General features: G+C 73.1%; 19 protein-coding genes and 2 pseudogenes. 13 read left to right on the forward strand and 8 right to left on the reverse strand.

What is annotated here, in order from left to right; all coding sequences use genetic code 11:
* Positions 1 to 109 precede the first annotated feature (109 nt).
* Positions 110 to 718 carry a class I SAM-dependent methyltransferase gene (locus tag DMB38_RS08730; RefSeq protein ID WP_125934687.1) on the reverse strand — a complete coding sequence of 203 codons (609 nt, stop codon included), beginning with the start codon at positions 716 to 718 and terminating at the stop codon, positions 110 to 112.
* Between the two features lie 333 nt (positions 719 to 1,051).
* Between DMB38_RS08730 and DMB38_RS08735 the strand changes: the two genes are divergently transcribed.
* The 5 genes from DMB38_RS08735 (at position 1,052) to DMB38_RS08755 (ending at position 8,536) form a co-directional block, all read left to right on the forward strand.
* Complete coding sequence (locus DMB38_RS08735) at positions 1,052 to 2,164, forward strand: DUF1996 domain-containing protein (RefSeq protein ID WP_125934688.1); 1,113 nt, start codon at positions 1,052 to 1,054, stop codon at positions 2,162 to 2,164.
* A 186-nt stretch (positions 2,165 to 2,350) separates the two neighbouring features.
* Positions 2,351 to 4,039, forward strand: a complete 1,689-nt coding sequence (locus DMB38_RS08740; protein ID WP_240662067.1) for a discoidin domain-containing protein — start codon at positions 2,351 to 2,353, stop codon at positions 4,037 to 4,039.
* A 49-nt stretch (positions 4,040 to 4,088) separates the two neighbouring features.
* Positions 4,089 to 5,120 carry a LacI family DNA-binding transcriptional regulator gene (locus DMB38_RS08745; RefSeq protein WP_125934690.1) on the forward strand — a complete coding sequence of 344 codons (1,032 nt, stop codon included), beginning with the start codon at positions 4,089 to 4,091 and terminating at the stop codon, positions 5,118 to 5,120.
* Between the two features lie 1,185 nt (positions 5,121 to 6,305).
* The gene (locus tag DMB38_RS08750) at positions 6,306 to 6,650 is read left to right on the forward strand and encodes a metalloregulator ArsR/SmtB family transcription factor (RefSeq protein WP_047015629.1); all 345 of its coding nucleotides are present in this window, start codon (positions 6,306 to 6,308) and stop codon (positions 6,648 to 6,650) included.
* A gap of 68 nt (positions 6,651 to 6,718) precedes the next feature.
* Complete coding sequence (locus tag DMB38_RS08755) at positions 6,719 to 8,536, forward strand: SulP family inorganic anion transporter (RefSeq protein ID WP_240662682.1); 1,818 nt, start codon at positions 6,719 to 6,721, stop codon at positions 8,534 to 8,536.
* A 167-nt stretch (positions 8,537 to 8,703) separates the two neighbouring features.
* Here the strand turns inward: DMB38_RS08755 and DMB38_RS08760 are convergent, their stop codons facing one another.
* Complete coding sequence (locus DMB38_RS08760; protein WP_125938900.1) at positions 8,704 to 9,147, reverse strand: carboxymuconolactone decarboxylase family protein; 444 nt, start codon at positions 9,145 to 9,147, stop codon at positions 8,704 to 8,706.
* Positions 9,148 to 9,281: 134 nt separating this feature from the next.
* Here DMB38_RS08760 and DMB38_RS08765 point away from each other — a divergent pair, with 134 nt between their 5' ends.
* Positions 9,282 to 10,169 (forward strand): sigma-70 family RNA polymerase sigma factor, encoded by an 888-nt coding sequence (locus DMB38_RS08765; protein WP_125934692.1) that lies wholly within the window; start codon positions 9,282 to 9,284, stop codon positions 10,167 to 10,169.
* A 224-nt stretch (positions 10,170 to 10,393) separates the two neighbouring features.
* On the opposite strand, the pseudogene DMB38_RS08770 reads toward DMB38_RS08765, so the two are convergent.
* The 3 genes and pseudogenes from DMB38_RS08770 to DMB38_RS08780 form a co-directional block, all read right to left on the reverse strand.
* Positions 10,394 to 11,701: pseudogene (locus tag DMB38_RS08770) on the reverse strand (PQQ-dependent sugar dehydrogenase); the annotation flags it as partial.
* 182 nt (positions 11,702 to 11,883) lie between these two features.
* A pseudogene (locus DMB38_RS08775) lies at positions 11,884 to 12,417 on the reverse strand (DUF1080 domain-containing protein); the annotation flags it as partial.
* Positions 12,418 to 12,693: 276 nt separating this feature from the next.
* Positions 12,694 to 13,344 carry an HAD-IA family hydrolase gene (locus tag DMB38_RS08780; RefSeq protein WP_206337662.1) on the reverse strand — a complete coding sequence of 217 codons (651 nt, stop codon included), beginning with the start codon at positions 13,342 to 13,344 and terminating at the stop codon, positions 12,694 to 12,696.
* 127 nt (positions 13,345 to 13,471) lie between these two features.
* Between DMB38_RS08780 and DMB38_RS08785 the strand changes: the two genes are divergently transcribed.
* Positions 13,472 to 14,350 carry a sigma-70 family RNA polymerase sigma factor gene (locus tag DMB38_RS08785; RefSeq protein WP_346429498.1) on the forward strand — a complete coding sequence of 293 codons (879 nt, stop codon included), beginning with the start codon at positions 13,472 to 13,474 and terminating at the stop codon, positions 14,348 to 14,350.
* Between the two features lie 11 nt (positions 14,351 to 14,361).
* Here the strand turns inward: DMB38_RS08785 and DMB38_RS08790 are convergent, their stop codons facing one another.
* A complete protein-coding gene (locus tag DMB38_RS08790; protein WP_125934695.1) occupies positions 14,362 to 14,697 on the reverse strand; it encodes a hypothetical protein in 336 nt (111 codons plus the stop codon).
* Positions 14,698 to 14,757: 60 nt separating this feature from the next.
* Between DMB38_RS08790 and DMB38_RS08795 the strand changes: the two genes are divergently transcribed.
* The 6 genes from DMB38_RS08795 to DMB38_RS08820 all read left to right on the forward strand — a co-directional run bounded on the left by DMB38_RS08795 (position 14,758) and on the right by DMB38_RS08820 (position 20,852).
* On the forward strand, positions 14,758 to 15,252 hold the full coding sequence (locus DMB38_RS08795; RefSeq protein WP_125934696.1) for a GNAT family N-acetyltransferase: 495 nt from the start codon (positions 14,758 to 14,760) through the stop codon (positions 15,250 to 15,252).
* A 139-nt stretch (positions 15,253 to 15,391) separates the two neighbouring features.
* Positions 15,392 to 15,820 (forward strand): NUDIX domain-containing protein, encoded by a 429-nt coding sequence (locus DMB38_RS08800; protein WP_125934697.1) that lies wholly within the window; start codon positions 15,392 to 15,394, stop codon positions 15,818 to 15,820.
* A 94-nt stretch (positions 15,821 to 15,914) separates the two neighbouring features.
* Positions 15,915 to 17,000 (forward strand): S-(hydroxymethyl)mycothiol dehydrogenase, encoded by a 1,086-nt coding sequence (locus DMB38_RS08805; protein ID WP_125934698.1) that lies wholly within the window; start codon positions 15,915 to 15,917, stop codon positions 16,998 to 17,000.
* The gene (locus tag DMB38_RS08810; RefSeq protein WP_125934699.1) at positions 16,997 to 17,614 is read left to right on the forward strand and encodes an MBL fold metallo-hydrolase; all 618 of its coding nucleotides are present in this window, start codon (positions 16,997 to 16,999) and stop codon (positions 17,612 to 17,614) included. Before DMB38_RS08805 ends, DMB38_RS08810 begins: the two co-directional genes overlap by 4 nt.
* Before the next feature lie 176 nt (positions 17,615 to 17,790).
* Entirely contained in the window at positions 17,791 to 18,963 is a 1,173-nt protein-coding gene (locus DMB38_RS08815; protein ID WP_125934700.1) for a lactonase family protein, read from the forward strand.
* Positions 18,964 to 19,283: 320 nt separating this feature from the next.
* Positions 19,284 to 20,852 carry an AMP-binding protein gene (locus DMB38_RS08820; protein ID WP_125934701.1) on the forward strand — a complete coding sequence of 523 codons (1,569 nt, stop codon included), beginning with the start codon at positions 19,284 to 19,286 and terminating at the stop codon, positions 20,850 to 20,852.
* Positions 20,853 to 20,875: 23 nt separating this feature from the next.
* On the opposite strand, the gene DMB38_RS08825 is transcribed toward DMB38_RS08820, so the two are convergent.
* A complete protein-coding gene (locus tag DMB38_RS08825; protein WP_125934702.1) occupies positions 20,876 to 21,187 on the reverse strand; it encodes a hypothetical protein in 312 nt (103 codons plus the stop codon).
* A gap of 34 nt (positions 21,188 to 21,221) precedes the next feature.
* Positions 21,222 to 21,704 (reverse strand): hypothetical protein, encoded by a 483-nt coding sequence (locus DMB38_RS08830; RefSeq protein ID WP_125934703.1) that lies wholly within the window; start codon positions 21,702 to 21,704, stop codon positions 21,222 to 21,224.
* Between the last annotated feature and the right edge of the window lie 84 nt (positions 21,705 to 21,788).

Consider the following 21,788-nt stretch of genomic DNA (forward strand, 5'->3'; position numbering starts at 1 on the left):
AGCCCGGCGGCCGGGGACGTAGACCGCGCAACGTGACGGGAAGGTGAACTCGCACGTGGGCGAGGTGGGGCGGGCAGGATCCGGTCGGGGGCCGCCGGGCGGCGGCCGGTCAGGGGGCGTGCCAGGTGAGGCTGTAGCGGCGCAGGACGTGGCGGCGGTAGCGCACGCCGGGGAGTACGCGGCGGGCCTCGGCGCGGACCTCGCCGTAGCTCATGTGCGGGCTGATGAACGGCATGCCGGTGGGGAAGGAGGCGCGCCGCAGCACCTTCGCGGCGCGGACGACGGGCGCGGCGGCGACCGTGACGGCCCAGTCGCCGGCGCTCGCCTCGCGGGCGAGGCCGACGACCACGAGGACGCCGCCGGGGCGCAGCAGTTCGCGCATGCGGGCGAGGGCGGCGGTGAAGTCCATCTGGTGCACGGCGGAGACCGAGCAGATGAAGTCGTAGCCGGCGGCGGGCAGGTCGGCGGTGAGGAAGTCGCCCGCGACGAAGTCGATCCCGGGCCGGTCGGCGGCCTCTTCGCGGGCAGTGGCGATCATCTCCGGAGAGTTGTCGACGCCGGTGACGCGCTCGGCCCGCGCGACGAGCTTGCGCGCGAGGAGGCCGTCGCCGCAGCCGACGTCGAGCGCGTCGTGGCAGCCCTCCGGGACGGCGCGCAGGATGCCCGGGTGGTGGGCGACGTTGGTGTTCCAGTACGGCGTCAGGTCGGAGTCCGGCACCGGTGCATGGTACGGACGGGGGGCGCGGGGGCGCGAGAGCAGGCGGACGACGGCGTACGCGCGCGGGCACTCCCGGGCGCGCGCCGGACGTACGGGAAGCGCCGCGACGTACGGGGCGTACGGCCTATACCGGCACACCATCGCCGAATCATCCCGTACCCACCACGGACGCGCGCCCAACTGCCGTATCGGGTCCGGCATTTGGCGCGTTCCCGCGTATCGGCCCATGCGTCCGTGCCGGCTCTCTTGACGGCTGTTCTCCGGAGCGTAACCATCCAGGCCAACGGGAGAGCGCTCTCCCGTTCTCCTCCCCCACCCCCCAGGAGGCCCCCGATGAGGAGATCGCGGCTCTACGCCGTACTCCTGCCGGCCCTGGCCCTGGCCCTGTGCGTCACCGCACTCGGTGCCATCGCGGCCACCGGCGAGAAGGCCCGCGCCCGCACGGTCACGGCAGACGGCAGCGCCGGCGACCCGGCCCACGCCGCCCACGCGGCCCACGCCGCCCACGCCCAGCCCCGCCCCGTCGCCTCCGGCGACGACCCCGACGGCGACGGCTACATCCCCGCGGAACCGCCCGTCACCGGCGTCGTACCGTCCGACAAGGAGCCGCCGCACCGCTACTTCCACGAGTTCCAGGCCAACTGCTCGGTCACCCACACCAAGCCGGACGACCCCATCGTCTACCCCGGCCAGCCCGGCAAGTCCCACGACCACACCTTCATGGGCAACGACACCACCGACGCCCACAGCACCACCGCCTCGCTGGACGCCGGCGGCACCGAGTGCAAGGCGCCCGGCGACAAGTCCGGCTACTGGATGCCCACCGTCCTCAACGACGGCCGGCCCGTACTGCCGGTCGGCGAGCAGGTCATCTACTACAAGGCCGGCGTCACCGACTACACCAGCGTCCGCCCGTTCCCCAAGGGCCTGCGCTTCGTCGTCGGCAGCCCGCTGCAGAGCGCCGAGGAGTTCCGCGACCACCCGGGCTTCGTGGAGGGCTGGGAATGCGGCGAGAGCTACTTCAACGTCGACTTCCCCGCCACCTGCCCCGGCACCCGGGACACCCAGCTCAACATCCGGATGCAGGCGCCCAGTTGCTGGGACGGCCGCTACCTGGACACCCCCGACCACAAGAGCCACATGGCGTACCCCGTGGTCAAGGCCGGTACGAACAACGACGTCTGCCCGCAGAGCCACCCGGTGGCGCTGCCGATGATCGAGTTCAAGATGGCGTTCCCGGTCAACGGAGACATGTCACGGATCGCGCTCTCCAGCGGCCGCGGCTACTCCTTCCACTACGACTTCATCAACGTCTGGGACGACGCCACCCTCAGGGCGCTCGTCGACCACTGCGTCGTCGGCGCGCTCCAGTGCAACGCGCGCGGCTACGACGAGACCCACCCCGAAGCGGGCGCCGCCCTCGACGAGAACTACGAGCTTCCCTGACCCCCACCGCTGGAGGATCCCCCCCATGCACCCCGACCCCCCGCACCCCCCGGCGCGGCGAGACCCCGGCGCGCCAGGGGCCTGCCCGCCGCACTGCCCGCCGTCCTGGCCGCAGGCGCGCTGCTGGCCGGCCTGACGACCGCGCTCCCGGCCGCCGCCGTACAGCCGGCCCCGGAGCCCGCCTCCGTGACCGCGCCCGCCTCCGGAGCCGCGGGCCCCGAAGCCGCCGCCGGGAGCGTCGTCAAGGTCACCGGCTCGCAAGGCGCGTGGCAGCTCACCGTCGACGGCCAGCCGTACACCGTCAAGGGCCTGACCTGGGGCCCGCCCGTAGCCGAAGCCGCCTCGTACATGCCGGACGTCGCGTCCCTGGGCGCCAATACGGTACGTACCTGGGGCACCGACGCCACCACCCGCCCGCTCCTCGACGCCGCCGCGGCCAACGGCGTCAAGGTCATCGCCGGCTTCTGGCTCCAGCCCGGCGGCGGCCCGGGCAGCGGCGGCTGCGTCGACTACGTCGCGGACACCGCGTACAAGAACGACATGCTGGCCGAGTTCCCCCGCTGGGTCGAGACGTACCGCGACCACCCCGGGGTGCTGATGTGGAACGTCGGCAACGAGTCGGTCCTCGGCCTGCAGAACTGCTACCAGGGCGCCGAGCTGGAGCGCCAGCGCGACGCGTACACCGGCTTCGTGAACGACGTCGCCGAGCGCATCCACCAGGTCGACCCGAACCACCCCGTGACCTCCACCGACGCCTGGGTCGGCGCCTGGCCGTACTACCAGCGCAACGCCCCCGACCTCGACCTGTACGCCGTCAACGCGTACGCCGCCGTCTGCGACGTGCGCGCCGCCTGGGAGGCCGGCGGCTACGACAAGCCGTACATCGTCACCGAGGGCGGCCCGCCGGGCGAGTGGGAGGTCGAGGACGACGCCAACGGCGTGCCGGCGGAGCCGTCCGACGTCGCCAAGGCCGAGGGCTACGAGCGCGCGTGGGACTGCGTGACGGGCCACCGCGGCGTCGCGCTCGGCGCCACCCTCTTCCACTACGGCATCGAGAACGACTTCGGCGGCGTGTGGTTCAACCTCACGCCGGACAAGCAGCGGCGGCTGTCGTACTACGCGGTCAAGGAGGCGTACGGGCGCGACACGGGCGGCGACAACACCCCGCCGGTGATCTCCGGCCTGCGCGTCGGGGACGCGGGCGCGGTGCCGGCGGGCAGGGAGTTCACGCTCTCCGCGGACATCGCCGACCCGGACGGGGACGCGCTGACGTACGGGGTGCTCGTCAACAGCAACTACATCGACCAGGACAAGGCGCTGCGGCCGGCGCAGTTCCGGCAGACGGGCGCGGGGACGTTCGCGGTGACGGCGCCGGACCGGCTCGGCGTGTGGAAGGTGTACCTGCGCGCGACGGACGGCAGGGGCAACGTCGGCATCGAGACGCTGTCGGTGAAGGTCGTCCCGCCGCCGGTCGACGGCACCAACGTCGCACGGGGGAAGCCGTCCACGGCGTCCACCGAGCAGACCGACGCCTACGGCGGCTGCCCCTGCGAGGCCGGCGACGCCACCGACGGCAGCTACACGACCCGCTGGGCCAGCGCGTGGGCCGACCCGCAGTGGCTGAGCGTCGACCTCGGCGAGCGGACGACGTTCACGCACGTCCAGCTCGCGTGGGAGGCCGCGTTCGCGAGGTCGTACGCGATCCAGGTCTCCGACGACGGCCAGAACTGGCGGACGGTGTACGAGACGACCGCGGGCAATGGCGGGATCGACGACCTGGAGGTCTCGGGCACCGGCCGCTACGTGCGGATGAACGGCACCGCGCGGGGCACCGGATACGGGTACTCGCTCTACGAGTTCGGCGTGTACCGCTGATCGATCAGGTGTTGGAGAGCGGTTTCCGGCGCGTGCTATAAAGGCGCGTATGGGCCGACCGCCGACGCTGGAGGACGTGGCCCGGGTCGCCGGAGTGTCCCGGGCCACGGTCTCGCGCGTGATCAACGGCACCCGGAACGTCGACCCGGCGATCCAGGAGACCGTCCGCGCCGCGGTCCGTACGACCGGGTACGCACCCAACAGCGCGGCCCGCTCCCTCGTCACCCGGCGCACAGGTGCGGTGGGCCTGGTGATCTCCGGCGCGGGCGAGGGTGGCGACGAGGCCGCGTACCGGCGCTACGTCTTCTCCGATCCGTTCTTCGGCCGCGTGGTCGACGGCGTGATGGGCGCGCTGCGCCCGCGGGGCATGCACCCGATGCTGATGCTCGCCGAGACGGCGGAGGCCCGCGAACAGGTCGTCGCGCACCTGCGCCAGGGCATCGCGGACGGGGCGCTGCTGGTCTCCACCCACGGCGAGGACCCGCTGCCGGGCATGCTGACGGCCGCGGGCGTGGCGACGGTGCTGTTCGCGCGCCCGGCCCGCCCGGTCCCGGCCGGCTACGTGGACCTGGCCCACCGCGACGGCGCCCGCCTGGCCGCGGAACACCTCCTCGCCCGCGGCTGCCGCCGCCCGGTGACGATATGCGGCCCCCTGGACGTACTGGCGGGCCAGGAGCGACTCGACGGCTTCAACCAGGCGATGGCCCGCCACGGCCACGCGTACGTCCCGTGCGCGGAGGGGAACTTCACGGCGGCGAGCGGCGAGCAGTCGATGACCCGCCTGCTGCGGGAACACCCGGACCTGGACGGTGTCTTCGCGGCGAACGACCTGATGGCGCGAGCGGCGGTGCAGGTCCTGCGCGAGCAGGGCAGAAGGGTCCCGGAGGATGTGGCGGTGATCGGCTTCGACGACAGCAGCGCGGCGACGTCGACGCGCCCGGAGCTGACGACGGTGCGGCAGCCGGTGGAGGAGATGGCGGGCGAGATGGTGAGCCTGCTGCTGACGGCACTGGAGTCGCCGGGGGCAAGCCCGAGATCGGTGATCTTCGAACCGGACCTGGTGGTACGGGAGTCGGCGTAGGGGGCAGAGGCCCGGGCGGAGGAATTGGACCGTAACTCGTGGTAACAGCGGGCCCAAACCGGGGCAACTCACCCACACGGCCAGACTTTCGCCCACAGACGCGCACGCAGCCGTTCCGAGGCCAGGCGGCCACCGCCCGCACGCCCAAGCGGAGAGCTTGTGTCGTAACCTGCGGTAACACCCCCGGATACGGGCCAAATAGGCCCCCGGAGCCCGACTTTCGCCCAACGACACCCACGCGCGGGACCCCGGCCGGACGGGAGCCCCGCGCCCACTTCCGCCGGCACCGCCCTGGCCTTCCGCCTGCCGGAGGGACCGGCGACCGGCCTGAGCCCGGAGCCATGGGGCCCGCCGCCCCGCCCGCCGGGGCGAGCGGCGAGGAAGTGCAGCCCACCCCGGCCTCCGCCCCCAGCCTGCCGGGGAGATCGGCGATCAGGACAAACCCGGAGTCCGGCGGCCCGGCCCCCGTCCGCCTGGGGCATCGGCGCTCGGGGAAGACCCGGCGCGCGGCAGCCCGCCCGCCCCGTCCGCAGGGGGGATCGGCGATCGGGACAGACCCGGCACCGGGGTCCCGCCCCCGTCCGCTGGGGATACCGGCGATCGGCGCGGCCCCGGCTCCGTGGGCTGCCCCGTCCGCCGGGCACGGCATCCGTAGTCCCAGTCGGAGGGCGCCCGCTCCCTCCGGGCCACCCATAGCCGCCGGTCTTTTACGGGCCGGAGTCCGGTGTCAAGGGTGGGGCGAAGCCCCATCGCGCAGCGACGCTCCTCGCAGCGAAGCGGAGAGGAGCGCCCTTGACACCGGACGCAGGCCCGCACACTCAAAACCGGGGTGGCCCGGGGGGAGCCTTTACGACACGGCCACTCCCCTCGCCGCCACCCCCGTACACCGGCACCCCAACGAAGCACCCCCACCCCGACACCGCACCCCCGCACCCGGCCCGCCCCACCGCCACGACGTACCAGCTCAACGCCCCACCGCCCCCGCACTGTCAGAGCAGCCGCATACCCTTGGGTGGGCGTGAGGGGAAATTCAGACCCCACACCTCCACACCCCCCCACCCCCCCACACCCCCTGCCCCCTGCCCCCTGCCCCTGCCCCTGCCCCTGCCCCAGGTTCGCAAATTGCAATACTCTGCAATTTGCTACATCATGTAGTCGCCACCCGATCACTTGGAGTCGACTCACGTGCAGGTCCCGCTCTACCAAGCCAAAGCCGACCTGTTCCGCATGCTCGGCCACCCCGTCCGCATCCGCGTGCTCGAGCTCCTCCAAGACCGCCCCATGGCCGTCCGCGACCTCCTCACCGAGATCGGCGGCATCGAAGCCCCCGCCCTCTCCCAGCAGCTCGCCGTCCTCCGCCGCTCCGGCATCGTCACCGCCACCCGCGAAGGGTCCACCGTCATATACGCCCTCGCCGGCGGTGACGTCGCCGAGTTGATGCGCGCGGCGCGGCGGATCCTCACCGAGATGCTCGCCGGGCAGAACGAACTCCTCGCCGAACTGCGGGAAGCCGAGGCCGAGGCGCGGTGAACGCATTCCTCCTCCGGGTCTGGCGCCCGGTTCGTGCGCTGCTGCCCGCACGCGCCGACCTCGGGGACATGGGGCGCGAGCCGCGGCGGGATCTGCTCGCCGGGCTGACCGTCGCGATCGTCGCGCTCCCGCTCGCGCTCGGCTTCGGGGTCTCCTCCGGGCTCGGGGCCGAGGCCGGACTCGCGACCGCCGTCGTGGCCGGGGCGGTGGCGGCGTTCTTCGGAGGGTCCAGCTTCCAGGTCTCCGGGCCGACCGGGGCCATGACCGTCGTGCTGGTGCCCATCGTCGCCCAGTACGGGCCCGGCGGGGTGCTCGCGGTGGGGCTGCTCGCGGGGGTGATGCTCGTCGGGCTCGCGGTGGCGCGCGCGGGGCGGTACATGCGGTACGTACCGGCCCCCGTCGTCGAGGGGTTCACCCTCGGCATCGCGTGCGTGATCGCACTGCAGCAGATGCCCAACGCCCTCGGCGTCGAGAAGCCCGAAGGCGAGCGCGTCCTCGTCGTCACCTGGCGCGCGCTGGAGGAGTTCGCCGCCGCCCCCAACTGGACCGCCGTCGCTCTCACCGCCGCCGTCGTCACCGTCATGCTCGCCGGGGCGCGCTGGCGGCCCACCGTCCCCTTCTCCATCGTCGCCGTCATCGCCGCCACCCTCGCCGCGCAGGCGTTCCACCTCACGGATGCGAAGCCGATCGGCGAGCTGCCCGCCGGCCTCCCGGCCCCCTCCCTCGGCTTCCTCGACATGGGCGACCTCGGTACGCTCCTCGCCCCCGCCGTCGCCGTTGCCGCGCTCGCCGCGCTGGAGTCGCTGCTCTCGGCGCAGGTCGCAGACGGCATGGCCACCGCACAGGCGAGCCAGGCAGCGCAGACGGGCCACACGGGCCAGACGAGCCAGGCAGCGCAGACGAGCCAGGCAGCGCAGACGGGCCAGACGAGCCGGAAGGACAAGACCGCCCCCGCCCCCGCCCCCGCCCCCCAGCACCACGACCCCGACAAAGAGCTCCTCGGCCAGGGCCTGGCCAACATCGCCGCCCCCCTCTTCGGCGGCGTACCCGCCACCGGCGCCATCGCCCGTACCGCCGTCAACGTCCGTACCGGCGCCCGTTCCCGGCTCGCGTCCCTCACCCACGCCGCCGTCCTCGCCGTCATCGTCTTCGCCGCCGCGCCGCTCGTGTCGAAGATCCCCCTCGCCGCCCTCGCCGGGGTGCTGCTCGCCACCGCCGTGCGCATGGTCGAGGTCGCCTCGCTGCGGGCGATGGCGCGGGCGACCCGCTCCGACGCCGCCGTGCTCGTGCTGACCGCCGGCGCCACCCTCGCCCTCGACCTCGTCTACGCCGTGATCATCGGCCTGCTCGTCGCCGGTGCCCTCGCGCTGCGCGACGTGGCCCGGCAGGCGCGGCTCGACCAGGTCTCCTTCAAGGCCCACCTGCCCGGCGACCACACCGACGAGGAGCACTCGCTGCTCGCCGAGCACATCGTCAAGTACCGCCTCGAAGGGCCCCTCTTCTTCGCCGGCGCGCACCGCTTCCTGCTGGAGCTGACCGACATCGCCGACGTACGCGTCGTGATCCTGCGGATGTCCCGGGTCTCGACCATCGACGCCACCGGCGCCCTCGTCCTCAAGGACGCGGTGGAGACCCTCGACCGCCGCGGCATCGTCGTCCTCACCTCCGGCATCCGCCCCGAGCACCGGCGGGCGCTCGACTCCGTGGGCGCGCTGGATCTGCTACGGGCCGAGGGCCGCGAGTACGCCACGACCCCCGACGCCGTCGCCGCCGCCCGCCGCCACCTCCACGGCGCCGGCATCCTCCCCGCCCCGCGCACCGCACCGCGCACCGCCCCGCACCCCGACCCCCGCGCCGCCACGCTCGTCGAGGAGCCGAACCGCTAGCGCGGAGTATCCCCGCGGAGGAGGGCAGGTCCGCTGTCCGCCACCCCGGACGGCAGCCCGCCCGGACAGCAGCCCGCCCGGACGGCAGCCGCCCCGGACAGAGCCCACCCGGACAGCACTCGGCCCGGTCCGCCGCCCGCGGACCGGGCCGGTGTGCGAAGCCCCGGTCAGGAACTCCAGTCCTGCGGCACCTGCTTGGTGGTCGCGTTGAGCCGGTTGAACAGGTTGGTCACGGCGATCGTCAGCACGAGGGCCGCGAGGCCCTTCTCGTCGTAGTGCTTGGCGGCCTCGTCCCAGACGGCGTCGGGCACCGGGTCGCTGCGGTCGGCCATCCGCGTCGTGGCCTCCGTCAGCGCCAGCGCCGCGCGCTCCTCGTCGGTGAAATACGGTGCGTCCCGCCAGGCGGCGACGCTGGCGAGCCGCTCGTCGGTCTCGCCGCTCTTGCGGGCGTTACGGGCGCCGGAGTCGACGCACGAACTGCACGCGTTGATCTGGCTGGCGCGCAGGTGCACCAGGTCGAGCGTGGTTTTCGGAACCCCGCCGGAAAAAGCGGCCTTGTAAATGTCCCCGACGGGCTGCATGGCGTCGAGAATCATGGCCGGATTCTGCATTCGCGGCTGCATGGAATATCACTCCTCATGGAAATTGCGGTGCCGCCGGATTCCGGCGTGCACACTGCTACGACGTCTGCCGGCGGGAGGGTGTGACACCGTCCCGCCGCGCGGCCGCACCGGCAAGGAGGATGATGGTGGCCATGTACGAGAGCGAACTGCTGGCCGGCAGGTTCGAGGAGAAGCGCCCGCGGCTCCAGGCCGTGGCCCACCGCATGCTCGGCTCCGCGGAGGAGGCCGAGGACGCGGTGCAGGAGGCGTGGATCAGGCTGCAGCGCGCCGACGTGGCGGCCGTCGAGAACCTCGACGCCTGGCTCACCACCGTCGTCGGCCGCGTCTGCCTGGACATCCTGCGGGCCCGTACCCGGCGCGAGGAACTCTTCGAGGAACTGCTCGACCAGCACGCCGACCCCCCGCCCGCCGCCCCGGCCGACGAGGCCGCCGACCCGGAGCAGGCGGCCCTGCTCGCCGACTCGGTGGGCAAGGCGCTGCTGGTCGTGCTCGACACGCTGGAGCCGGACGAACGGCTGGCCTTCGTGCTGCACGACATGTTCGCCGTGCCGTTCTCCGACATCGCCGCGGTCATCGAGCGCAGCCCGGCGGCCACGCGGCAGCTCGCCAGCCGGGCCCGCCGCCGCGTCCAGGGCGCGTCTCCGCTGCCCGACCTGCGGCGTCAGCACAAGGTCGTGAGCGCGTTCCTCACCGCCGCCCGCAAGGGCGAGTTCGACCGGCTGCTGGCGCTGCTCGCGCCGGACGTCGCGATGCGGGCCGACGCCACCGCGGTGAGCATCGGCGCGGCGCAGGCGACGCACGGGGCCGAGGGGGTGGCGAGGATCTTCTCCGGCGGAGCGCAGGGGGCGCGGCTCGCGCTCGTCGACGGGGCCGTGGGCGCCGTGTGGCAGGCGAAGGCGCGCACGATCGTGGCGTTCGGCTTCACCCTGGAGGACGGCAGGATCACGGCGATCGAGCTGGTGGGCGAGCCGGGCCGGCTGGAGGAGCTGGACATAGCGGTGCTGGAGTAGCCGGTCCGGCACACCCGTGGGGCCGGTCGCGTACGGCCGTCCCCCGGGACCGCCGAGGTCGCGTGTGGGCCGCCGGGGGGGCGCGGCCCGTACGGCCGTCCCCGGGGCTGGCCAGGGACGGCCGGGGGTGCCGCCGGGCGGGGAGAGAATCGCCCGGCGGCACCCGTCGGCCATGGCCACGGGCTGCGCCCGTGCCGTGCCGCCTAGTCGGCTGCGCCCGCGGCGTAGTCGATGCGGTAGATACCGGCGTCCGTGTTGGTGCTCCCGCGGCCGACGCCGCTGCCCGCTCCGAAGTCGATGACGTACAGCGAGCCGTCAGGGCCGAACTCGGCGTCGAAGGGCTGGATCCAGCTCATGCCCTCGAACACCGGGTCGATCGACTCCAGCTTGCCGTCCGCGTACGAGAACGTCTTGAACCACTTGCGGGTCAGCTCGTAGTTGAACCACTTGCCGTCGTACGCCTCGGGGAACTTCGTCGCGCTGTCGAGGTCCGGGTCGAAGTCGTACGCCGGGCCGCCCATCGGGCCGCCGCCGCCGGAGCCGAGCTGCGGGAACTCGGCGGAGGCCGCGTACGAGTACCAGACCTGCGCGGCGGTGGCCGGCGGCAACTGCGTCTTGCCCGTGTTGTTCGGCGAGTCGTTCACGGGCGCGGCGCAGTCGAACTTCCCGCCGGAGGTGCCGGCGGCGAAGTCGTAGTCGTTGAACGGGATGTTGTTGCCGACGCAGTACGGCCAGCCCATGTTGCCGGCCTTGGAGATGAGGTTGTACTCGACGATGCCCGCCGGGCCGCGGTTCTCGTTCGCCGTGCGGGAGTCGGGGCCGTAGTCGCCGACCATCAGCGCGTCGGTCGCGGGGTCGACGGAGATGCGGAACGGGTTGCGGAAGCCCATCGCGTAGATCTCCGGCCGGGTCTTCGTCTCGCCCTTCCGGAAGAGGTTGCCCTTCGGCACGGTGTACGTGCCGCCCTTGGTGGGCTTGATGCGGAGCACCTTGCCGCGCAGATCGTTGGTGTTGGCGGCGGTGGACTGGGCGTCCCAGGCGTGCCGGCCGGCGCGCTCGTCGGTCGGGGTGAAGCCGTCCGACTCGAAGGGGTCGGTGTTGTCGCCGGTGGCGGCGTACAGGTTGCCCTTGCTGTCGAAGGCCAGCGAGCCGCCCATGTGCACGTTGGCGCGGCCCTCGCCGCGCCAGGTGGGAATGGACAGCAGCACCTTCTGCGAGGCGGGGTCGAGCCGGTCGCCCTTGAGGGTGAACCGGGAGATGTTGACCTTCTTCTCGGCCTTGTCGGAGTGCATGACGTACAGCCGGTGGTTCTGCGCGAACGCGGGGTCGAGCGTGAGCCCGATCAGCCCGTCGGACTGGGTGGTGAACTCCAGCGGATAGTCGAAGTCGTACGCGGTGGTGACCTCCCGCGTCTCCTGGTCGATGATCTTCAGCTCACCGGTGCGCTGCGCGTACAGCACCCGCCCGTCGGGCGTGACGGCCAGCTCGAACGGGTCGGCGAGGTCGGAGTCGACCAGCGCGGTGCGGGTGAACCCGGCCGCGTTCGGTGCGCTCGTGCCGGTGGGCTCGGGCGCGGCCACGGCGGAGGGCGTCGCCACCAGTAAGGCGGGCAGGACGGTGAGCGCGGCGACGAGGGACAGGGGTTTGATCGTGCGGCTCATGGGGCTCCCAACGGTGGAGGCGGTGCGGCGGGACGACGGTCCCCGCCTGCTCGTCACTTGCCATAGACCTCGATCACGATGTTCCGGAACGAGACCTCGTCCCCGGTCCCGTGGTTCTGCAACCCGATGTGGCCGGGCCCGAGCCGGCGTTCGGGGACGGTGTCGGTGTAGTCGTTGATCCGCACGCCGTTGAGCTCCACGGTGAGCCGGTCGCCGTCGACCCGCAGGTCGTAGGTGTTCCACTCGCCGGGCGGCCGGAGCGCGGCGTCGCGGGCGGCGATGTCGGGCGACTGGAACCCGTACACCGCGCCGGTGGTGCGGTCGGGGGAGTCGGTGGCGTCGATCTGGACCTCGAAGCCGCTGTTGCGGATGGCGGGGTCGTCACCGGCGGGGAAGCCGAGGTGGACACCGGAGTTGTCGTCACCGGCCATGCGCCAGTCGAGGGTCAGGTGGTAGCGGGTGCCGAACTCCCGGCCGGAGTACCAGATGAGGCCGAGGCCGCCGTACGAGGTGAGCGCGCCGTCGGCGAGCGTGAACCCGCCGGGTCCGGCCTGGCTCCAGCCTTCGGTGCCGGTGCCGTCGAAGAGGACGAGGCGTTCGGCGGCCGGGGCCGGCGGAGTCGTGGCGGCGGGTACGGGGGCGGGGGCGGCGGCGAGGAGGCAGCCGGCGGCGGCTGCGACGAGGGCGGCCCGGAGGGGGATGCGGCGGTGGGGGGTGGGCACAGTGGTTCTCCTGAGATCGAGAAGAAAGCGCTTTCTGACTGTGCTCTGTCAACGTAAGCCTCCTGCCGCCCGGGGTCAACGCCCCGGTACGTACGGGAAGTCGGGGCCCGCGGCGAAGCCCGCGCCGCTCCGCCCCCGCGGTCAGTCCGCCAGCAGCGCGGGCAGGTCGCGCATCTCGTCGAACACGACCGTGCCCGGCCCCGCCGGCCGCGCGGCCGGCGTGAGCCCGCCGCAGTAGCCGAAGGCCCGCATCCCCGCGGCCCGGGCCGCCCGCACGCCGTAGACGCTGCCCTCGACCACCGCGCAGCGGTCGGGCGGCACGCCCATGACGCGGGCGGCGTACCGGAAGAGGTCGGGAGCGGGCTTGCCGCGCGGAACGTCGGCCGCGCTGAATATGCGGTTCCCGAAATGGCGGAGGAGACCGGTGGTCGTCAGGCTGCGCCGGATGGCGGCGTGGTCACCGTTCGACGCGACGCAGAAGCCCGTGGTGAGTCCGTCGAGGACTTCCGGAATGCCGTCGACCGCGGTCAGTTGTTCTTCGAGCGCCGCCCGGTAAAGGTGGTCGTATTGCCGGTGCCGGCCCTTTTCCAGCCGCCGTCCGAACCGTTCCTCGACGACCGCCGTGTAGACCTCGGCGGACGAGCCGACGAACAGCTCGGCCATTTCGGCTTCGGTGAAGGCGCATCCCAGGTCTGCCATGACGACCGCGTCGACCTTGATGCATATCCGCTCGCTGTCCACGAGCACGCCGTCGCAGTCGAAGATCACCAGTTCCACAGCGCTTCGCCTCATGAACAGCAGCGTAGAGCGGTCCGACATGGGGCAGAATTACCCATAAGCTCGGAATATCCCGTATGTTGCTGTTCATACTGCCGGGCTTCGCGCGGGTCACTACCATGACGCGCGCCGGGAGGGACATGTGACAGTGAACGCACAGCAGTTGCAGGCGGACTTGTTCGAGGTCCGCAGAGCGCGCCTGCAGGCGATCGCCTATCGCATGCTCGGCTCGTCCGGCGACGCGGAGGACGCGGTCCAGGAAGCCTGGCTGCGGCTCTGCCGCGCGGACACCGACCAGGTGCGCAACCTCGACGCCTGGCTGACGACCGTGGTGACGCGGGTCTGCCTCAGCATGCTGCGCGCCCGTCGGTCGCGGCGCGAGGACCTCACGGACGAGCAGGTCCACGAGCCGGAACGGGACCGCCGGGAGGCACCGGATCCCGAGCGGGAAGCCGTCCTCACCGACTCGGTCGGACTGGCCCTGATCGTCCTCCTGGACACGCTCGGCCCCGCGGAGCGGCTCTCCTTCGTCCTGCACGACCTCTTCGACGTACCGTTCGACGAGATCGGCCGGATCATCGAGCGCACGCCGGGGGCGGCCCGGCAGCTCGCCAGCCGCGCGCGCCGCCGCATCCAGGGCGCGGCGACGCCGCCCGCGGCCGACGCCAAGCGCAGCCGCGAGGTCGTCTCCGCCTTCCTGCTGGCCTCCCGCGGCGGCGACTTCGAAGCCCTCCTCGGCGTCCTCGACCCCGACGTCGTCCTGCGCGCCGACACCCCCGCGGTACGGCTGGGCGCCCCCGAGGAGGCGTTCGGCTCGGTGGCCGCGGGCCGGTTCCTCTTCGGCCGCGCGGGCGGCGCGAAGCTCGCCCTGGTCGACGGCGACGTGGGCGCCGTCTGGATCCGCGACGACCGCCCGCTGGTGGTGTTCAGGTTCGGCATCGTGGGCGGCCTGATCACGAGCATCGGCCTCACCGCGGAGAGGAGCCGGATCGACGGGCTGAAGCTGGAAGTCCTCACCTGAGCCCGCCCGGGTCAGAGGGCGTCGCGCAGCACCGCGGCCAGATGTTCCCGGGCGAGGCGCCCGGACTCCGGAGGGCCGGCGATCCAGTCGACGGTCACGGTGAGGACACCGTCGACGTTCGCCACGACGACGTCCCCGCTGCGCCGGAACCGCGCGACCCGCTCACGGATCCGCTGCCGCTGCCGCGCATCCAGGGCGGCGCACGCGGTGGTGTCGACGGTGAGGACGGTGCGGAAGCCGCCCAGGGTGGGATCGGCCCGGCCGACCGCGGGATCGGCGGGAAGCTCCCACCGCAACTCGTCCTCGGGAATGAGGATCGACGCCTCGCCCCGAAGCCCGCCCACCATCAGCCCATGCTCACACACCCCGCCGCCGGGGCTCCGCCGACCGCAGAAGGGAAGCCACCCATGCAGATCAGAGCAGCCCGGCCGCACGAAGCGGGAGAGCTGAGCGAGTTGGCCCTGCGCTCCAAGGGCCATTGGGGATACGACCGGGACTTCCTCGCCCGGTGCAGCGCGGAGCTGACGCTGGCGCCCGGCGACATCGAACGGCGCCGCACCTCGGTGGCGGAGCACGGGGGCCGGATCCTCGGCTTCGTCACCGTCCAGGGCGACCCGCCGCACGGGGAACTGGGCATGCTCTTCGTCGACCCGCCGGCCATCGGAACCGGCGTCGGCCGGCGGCTCTTCCAGCACGCGGTCGCGGTCGCCGAAGCCCTCGGCTTCACCCGGCTGGAGATCGGATCCGAGCCCCACGCCGAACCGTTCTACCGCGCCATGGGAGCCACCCGGACCGGCACGATCCCCTCGGGCACCTTCCCCGGTCGGAACCTCCCCCTGATGAGCATCGCCACTACACCCCTCCATCCCCGACCCACCGCCCGCCGGCACACGGACTCCTGATCACAGGATGTGCCATCGGAGTTCGCTGTCCCCACGCCGTACGCCTTCCGTCGCCGCCGGTCCGGGCCCGCCCGCCGCGCCGTAGCGTGGGCCCGGACTCGTGCCGGCCGATGTGCTCGGCTCTGACCGGAGGTTCCCGATGTACATCGCTCGTGTCAGGACTGCCGCCTACGTGATCCGCCGGCGGCCGGGTGGGCCGGAGTTGCTGGTGTTCGATCACCGGGACTTCCCGGAGGCGGGGACCCAGGTGCCGGCCGGGGGTGTGGAGGGCGGGGAACTGCTCGCCGCGGCCGCGTTGCGGGAGATCGCCGAGGAGACCGGCGTGGCGGGAGTCGCGTTGGGGGCGGCGCTGGCCGTGCAGCAGAGTCCGCATCCTCATACCGGGCAGCCGCAGATCACCGTCTACTTCCAGGCGGAGACCGCCGAGACCCGGGACGACTGGATGCACACCGTCGTCAGCGGCGACGAGGACCGGGGGATGGTCTTCCGGTGCTTCTTCGTCCCCCTGGAGCGGGCCGGCGGGCTGCTGGCCGGGGACCAGGGGGAGTTCGTCGGGCTCGTCCGGTAGGCGGCGTCTTCCGTTCGCCTCGCTGGCGCCCGCCTCGCCCCTCCGGAGAGGTCGGCGACGTACTGTATGAGCCCCGCCACGAGAGGAGCGCCCCGTGCCCCAGGACGTACGAGCCGTCGTCGCGCGTGCGAAGAACGAGCCGGTGGAGATCGCCACCGTCGTCGTGCCCGACCCCGGGCCCGGGGAGGCGGTGGTGGCGGTGCAGGCGTGCGGGGTGTGCCATACCGATCTGCACTACCGCGAGGGCGGCATCAACGACGACTTCCCCTTCCTCCTCGGCCACGAGGCGGCCGGCATCGTGGAGTCCGTCGGCGACGGCGTCACCGAGGTGGCGCCCGGCGACTTCGTGATCCTCAACTGGCGTGCCGTGTGCGGCCGGTGCCGGGCGTGTGAGCGGGGCCGGCCCTGGTACTGCTTCGACACCCACAACGCCACGCAGAAGATGACCCTCCAGGACGGCACCGAGCTGTCGCCCGCGCTGGGCATCGGCGCGTTCGCGGAGAAGACCCTCGTCGCCGCCGGCCAGTGCACGAAGGTCGCCCCGGAGGCGTCCCCCGCCGCGGCCGGACTGCTCGGCTGCGGCGTGATGGCCGGCCTCGGCGCCGCGCTCAACACCGGCGACGTCGGCCGCGGCGACTCCGTCGCCGTCATCGGCTGCGGCGGCGTCGGCGGAGCCGCCGTCATGGGGGCGCGGCTCGCGGGCGCCGGGAAGATCATCGCGATCGACGTGGACGAGCGGAAGCTGACCACCGCGACCCGCCTCGGCGCCACCCACACCGTCGACGCCCGCGCCGCCGATCCCGTCGAGGCGGTACGGGACCTCACCGGCGGCCACGGCGCCGACGTCGTCATCGAGGCGGTCGGCCGCCCGGAGACGTACAAGCAGGCGTTCTACGCCCGCGACCTCGCCGGCACCGTCGTCCTCGTCGGCGTGCCCACGCCCGAGATGAAGCTGGAGCTGCCGCTGCTCGACGTCTTCGGCCGCGGCGGCGCGCTGAAGTCCTCCTGGTACGGCGACTGCCTGCCGTCCCGCGACTTCCCCATGCTCATCGACCTCTACCGGCAGGGCCGCCTCGACCTCGACGCCTTCGTATCCGAGACCATCGAACTCGACGGCGTGGAGGCCGCCTTCGCCCGGATGCAGGCCGGCGACGTGCTCCGCTCGGTGGTGGTCCTGTGAGCCGCGCCCGCATCGACCACCTGGTCACCTCCGGTACGTTCTCGCTCGACGGCGGCACCTGGGACGTCGACAACAACGTGTGGATCGTCGGCGACGACACCGAGGCCCTCGTCATCGACGCCGCCCACGACTCCGACGCCATCGCCGCCGCCGTCGGCGACCGCCGCGTCACCGCGATCGTCTGCACCCACGCGCACGACGACCACATCGACGCAGCCCCGGCGCTGGCCGCCAAGACCGGCGCGCCGGTGCTGCTCCACCCCGACGACCGGGTGCTGTGGGAGATGACCCACCCCGACCGCGCCCCGGACGCCGCCCTCGCCGACGGCCAGACGCTGGCCGTCGCGGGCACGGAGCTGACGGTCCTGCACACCCCCGGCCACGCGCCGGGCGCCGTCTGCCTCTACGCCCCGGAGCTGGGCACCGTCTTCACCGGCGACACCCTCTTCCACGGCGGCCCGGGCGCCACCGGACGCTCGTACTCCGACCGTCCGACCATCGAGGCGTCGATCCGCGCGCGGCTGCTGACGCTGCCGCCGGAGACGGTGGTACGGACCGGGCACGGCGAGTCGACGACGATCGCGGCGGAGGCGGCGGGCGCCGAGAGCTGGTGATCCCCCGGGGGATGGGGCCGTACGGAACGGGCGTCCCCATCCCCCGGGGGATCGGCCCCGGCGCGGCGCCCGGACGCAACGGCCCCGGGCGCCGTTGACCCGCCCCGGGCGTCCCGGCATGCTTCATGGCCGGGACATGCCACCCCACGTCACTCCATCCCCCACTGGAGGTCTCCATGCCGTCCCGTCCCACACGCCGCGCCGTTCTCCTCGGCGCCGCGGGCTTAGGCGCACTCGGCACCGCGGGCATCAGCACCGCGGGCACCGGCACCGCCCACGCCGGCCCGCCGCGGACCGCCCGCCCCCTCGCAAGCCGCCCCCTCTACCTCGGCACCTACGGCCAGGGCATCCTCGCCTGCACCTACGACACCGAAACCGGCGCCCTCGCCGCCGCCGACGGCGGCTTCGGCGACGTCACCAACCCCGACTTCCTCGCCCTCTCCCCCGCCGGTGGCGTCCTCTACTCCACCGTCGGCGGCGGCGCCGAGGGCGGCGTACGGGCGTACGCCATCGGCGCGGACGGCGTGCTCAGCGCGCTCGGCGGCGTGCAGTCCACCGGCGGCGCCGGCGTCACGCACCTGTCGGTGCACCCCGGCGGCGGGTATCTGCTCAGCGCCAACTACAGCAGCGGCAGCGTCGCCGCGCACGCCATCGAGGCGGACGGCAGCGTCGGCGAGCGCACCGGCTTCGTCCAGCACTCCGGTTCCGGGCCCGACCCGGACCGCCAGGAGGGCCCGCACGCCCACCAGATCGTCACCGACCCCGCCGGCGGCTTCGTCTACGCCGTGGACCTGGGCACCGACTCCGTCTACACGTACGCACTCGACACCGGCAGCGGCGCGCTGTCGGCGGTGTCGGAGGTGAAGTCCGTGCCGGGCGCCGGGCCGCGGCACATGGTCTTCCACCCGCGGGGCACGCACGCGTACGTGGCCAACGAGCTGGACAGCACCGTCACCGCGTACGCCCACGACGCGGCGACCGGCGCGCTGACCCGGCTGGCGAGCGTGCCGACCCTCCCCGACGGTGTGGACCCGGAGGGCAACTACCCCGCGGAGATCACCATTTCGGCGGACGGACGCTTCGTCTACCTCTCCAACCGGGGCCACGACAGCGTCGCCCGCCTCGCCGTCGAGGACGGCGGCGCCGCGCTGCGCCTCGTGGACACCGTGCCCTGCGGCGGCAACTGGCCGCGGCACATCACGCTCTCGCCGGACGGCGCGCTGCTCTACTCGGCCAACGAACGGGGCCGCACCATCGGCGTGTTCACCGTGGACGCCGATACCGGCGCGCTCACGGCGTCGGGCGAGCCGTTCGCGACGGCGTCCACCGGCTGCGTCCTGCCCACCTGAGCGCGCCCGGCCGCCCCCGGGCCCGTCACGTAGGGTCACCTCATGCCGGGCCACGGGGGCTCCGGAGCCGCGCCGGAGCACGCGGGCACCGGACGACCGAACTCGAACGGATAATCAAACACGACCTCACACCCCGACTCGGGCGCCCGAGAGGTCAGGCGTGTCTTCTATGTCGCCTTTCCCATGACGAATGCTCAAGTAGACGCCAAGTCGTCCCCTGGTGGCGGCCAAGCCGGCCGCCCCACACTGTCGGCGCGCGACCCCGGGCGGCCCGCCGCCCCCGCGTAACGGAACGTGACGCCGGTCTGGGTGGAGGGCTCATGAGCCAGATTCCGAACCACAAGCGCGGCCTCTATCTGGGTACGGTGCCGGAGCGCGCCGCGGCGAAGCACGGCGCCACCCTGCTCACCCTCGACCACGACCTCGACGCCCTCCCCGCGGCCGGCCGCCGGCTGACGGTCGCCGAGGTGGCGGTCTTCGCCGCCGACCTGGCGAACCGGCTGGCGGCGGCGGGCGTACGGGCCGGGGAGCACGTCGTCGTCTACAAGCGGGCCAACTTCGACGCCTGGCTGCTCGCCACCGCCGCCGCCCGGCTCGGCGCGATCCCCGTCCTGCTCTCCCCCGCCCTGCCCGCGCCCACGGTCGCCGCCCTCCTCAGGCGGCTGCACGGCCCGCACCGCCCCCACCTCCTCACCGACGGCCCGAAGCTCGCCGAGCTGGCCGGCCTGCCCCTCGACGAGCTGGCCACCTCCGTGATCGGCGTGGCGGGCGCGGGACGCGGCGTCGCGTCGCTGGCCCGGCTCGCCGGCTCCCCGCCCGTACCGCCCGTGTACCAGGGGCTGGACGAGCCCGCGATGATCACGCACACCTCGGGCACCACGGGCGTACCGAAGCTGGTCGTCCACACCCCGCGCACCATGCGCACCCGGCTGCGCCCGCAGCTCGTCATGCTCGCGCTGCTGCGCCGCCGCGAGACGGTCGCGGTCAGCGTGCCGTTCGTGCACTCGCGGCTGTTCGCGGCGATGTCGCTGGTGCTCATGAAGGGCATGCCGACGCTGCTGCTCAACAACCACGAGCCCGCGGCCGTCGCGACGTTCTTCCTGAAGAACCGGCCCGGCCTCATCGAGGCGCTGCCCAACTCGTTCCTCGCCTGGGAGGGCCTGGCCGACGACCCGCGCCGGCCCCTCGCGTCCGTGAAGTACTTCTCCTCCACCTTCGACGCCATCCACCCGCGCACCGTACGCCGCCTCCTCGACGCCTCCCGCCGCCGCGCGCCGCAGTTCTTCCAGATCTACGGCCAGTCCGAGGTCGGCCCCGCCGTGGGCCGCCCCTACTTCCGCCGCGACACCCACCGCATGGACGGCCGCTGCGTCGGCTTCCCGCTGCCGGGCAGCGCCCGGGTCCGCGTCGTCCCCAGGAACGACCGGCGGGTCTCCGCGACGAACCCGGGGTTCATCGAGGTCCGCTGGGACGGCATCGCCAAGACGTACCACGGCGAGCAGGAGCGCTACGACGAGAACGTCCACGACGGCTGGTGGCGCACCGGCGACGTCGGCTACCGCACCCGCGCGGGCTGCCTGCACATGCTCGACCGCGAGATCGACACCATCCCCGGCGTCGGCTCCAGCCTGGAGATCGAGGACGCCGTCCTGGACCGCCTCGACGAACTCGTCGAACTCGTCGTCGTCCAGGGCCCCGACGCGGAACCGGTCCCCGTGCTCTGCACCCGCGACGACGAGCCCCTGGCCCCCGCCCGCTGGCAGGCGGCGACGGCCGACTACCCCCAACTCGGCGCGCCCGTCCACCTCCCGCTCGCCGAACTCCCCCGCACGGCGACCCTGAAGACCCGCCGCGTAGAACTGTCCCGCCTCCTCCACGACCGCCTCTGACCCCCGAACGGCCGCCCGAAGGCTCACCCCTCCGGCAGCGTCCACTCCGGCCCGCCGCGCGGCGGCGCCTCGCGGACCTCCCAGCCGGAGGGGTCCGCGTCCGGCTCCCAGTACGGCACGTCGCCCGCGTAGCAGAGGCCGTAGGCCCAGAATTCGGGCAGCTCGTGGCACATGAGGTCGGGGTACGGCCCGATGTCCATGCCGCCGTACGCCCTGTTGATCCGGGCCACGGCCTCGGCCCGTGAGATGCCGATGCGCTGCACGATGACATCGGCGATGGACCGGAAATACTTCAGCATTCCGTCGTCGAGGTCCGTCGTGAATTCTTCCGTCACGGTCCGGCCGGCCTCTCTGCTCCCGCCGCAGGCTTCACTCCGCGAAGCTCTCGCGCAGGTCGCGGAGAACGCTTTCGGAGAAGGGGTCGGTGGCCGGGTCGTCCGGGGTGAGGAGGCTGACCACGAAGAAGCCGCTCAGCATGAGGCCGATGGACTCGACGGACTCGGCGACCTGCTCCGGTACGCCGGCGACACCGGTGATCGCGCCGGCCCTCAGCGGCCTGCCGTAGCGCGAGTAGAAGAGGGCGAACGGCCCCTCGCCGGTGTCGTCCAGCGCGTACCCCTCGTCCTCCCAGTGCTGCTCCATCGCGGCGTCACGGGCGAAGCCGAGGATGCTCGACTCGGACGTGTCCGGCTCCTCAGGCAGTTGCCAACCGCCCAGCGCCGTGTCGTCCAGAGGTACCCCGTTCAGAAAGAGCCGCGGCCAGTGCCGCGCCCGCCGCTCCAGGAATCGCCGCGCGGCCCCGGGAAAGCCGAGGTCCGCGACGAAGTCGGTGGGGTATCCGGTCAGGTCCACGGTTGCTCCTGTTGCGGTGGCGGTGAGGCCGGGGAACAGTGGAGACGGCGGAAGCGTGGTCCGTGGTTCTGTCCCTCCGGCCCC

Source organism: Streptomyces sp. WAC 06738 (genome assembly GCF_003945505.1).
Taxonomy (GTDB): Bacteria; Actinomycetota; Actinomycetes; order Streptomycetales; family Streptomycetaceae; genus Streptomyces.

What these genes read in the sequence shown, in the direction of transcription:
- DMB38_RS08735 (WP_125934688.1), top strand. Translation starts at nt 1,052, where the DNA reads ATGAGGAGATCGCGGCTCTACGCCGTACTCCTGCCGGCCCTGGCCCTG.
- DMB38_RS08745 (WP_125934690.1), top strand. Translation starts at nt 4,089, where the DNA reads ATGGGCCGACCGCCGACGCTGGAGGACGTGGCCCGGGTCGCCGGAGTG.
- DMB38_RS08755 (WP_240662682.1), top strand. Translation starts at nt 6,719, where the DNA reads ATGGGGCGCGAGCCGCGGCGGGATCTGCTCGCCGGGCTGACCGTCGCG.
- DMB38_RS08760 (WP_125938900.1), bottom strand. Translation starts at nt 9,147, where the DNA reads ATGCAGAATCCGGCCATGATTCTCGACGCCATGCAGCCCGTCGGGGAC.
- DMB38_RS08765 (WP_125934692.1), top strand. Translation starts at nt 9,282, where the DNA reads ATGGTGGCCATGTACGAGAGCGAACTGCTGGCCGGCAGGTTCGAGGAG.
- DMB38_RS08780 (WP_206337662.1), bottom strand. Translation starts at nt 13,344, where the DNA reads ATGAGGCGAAGCGCTGTGGAACTGGTGATCTTCGACTGCGACGGCGTG.
- DMB38_RS08790 (WP_125934695.1), bottom strand. Translation starts at nt 14,697, where the DNA reads ATGGTGGGCGGGCTTCGGGGCGAGGCGTCGATCCTCATTCCCGAGGAC.
- DMB38_RS08795 (WP_125934696.1), top strand. Translation starts at nt 14,758, where the DNA reads ATGCAGATCAGAGCAGCCCGGCCGCACGAAGCGGGAGAGCTGAGCGAG.
- DMB38_RS08800 (WP_125934697.1), top strand. Translation starts at nt 15,392, where the DNA reads ATGTACATCGCTCGTGTCAGGACTGCCGCCTACGTGATCCGCCGGCGG.
- DMB38_RS08815 (WP_125934700.1), top strand. Translation starts at nt 17,791, where the DNA reads ATGCCGTCCCGTCCCACACGCCGCGCCGTTCTCCTCGGCGCCGCGGGC.
- DMB38_RS08820 (WP_125934701.1), top strand. Translation starts at nt 19,284, where the DNA reads ATGAGCCAGATTCCGAACCACAAGCGCGGCCTCTATCTGGGTACGGTG.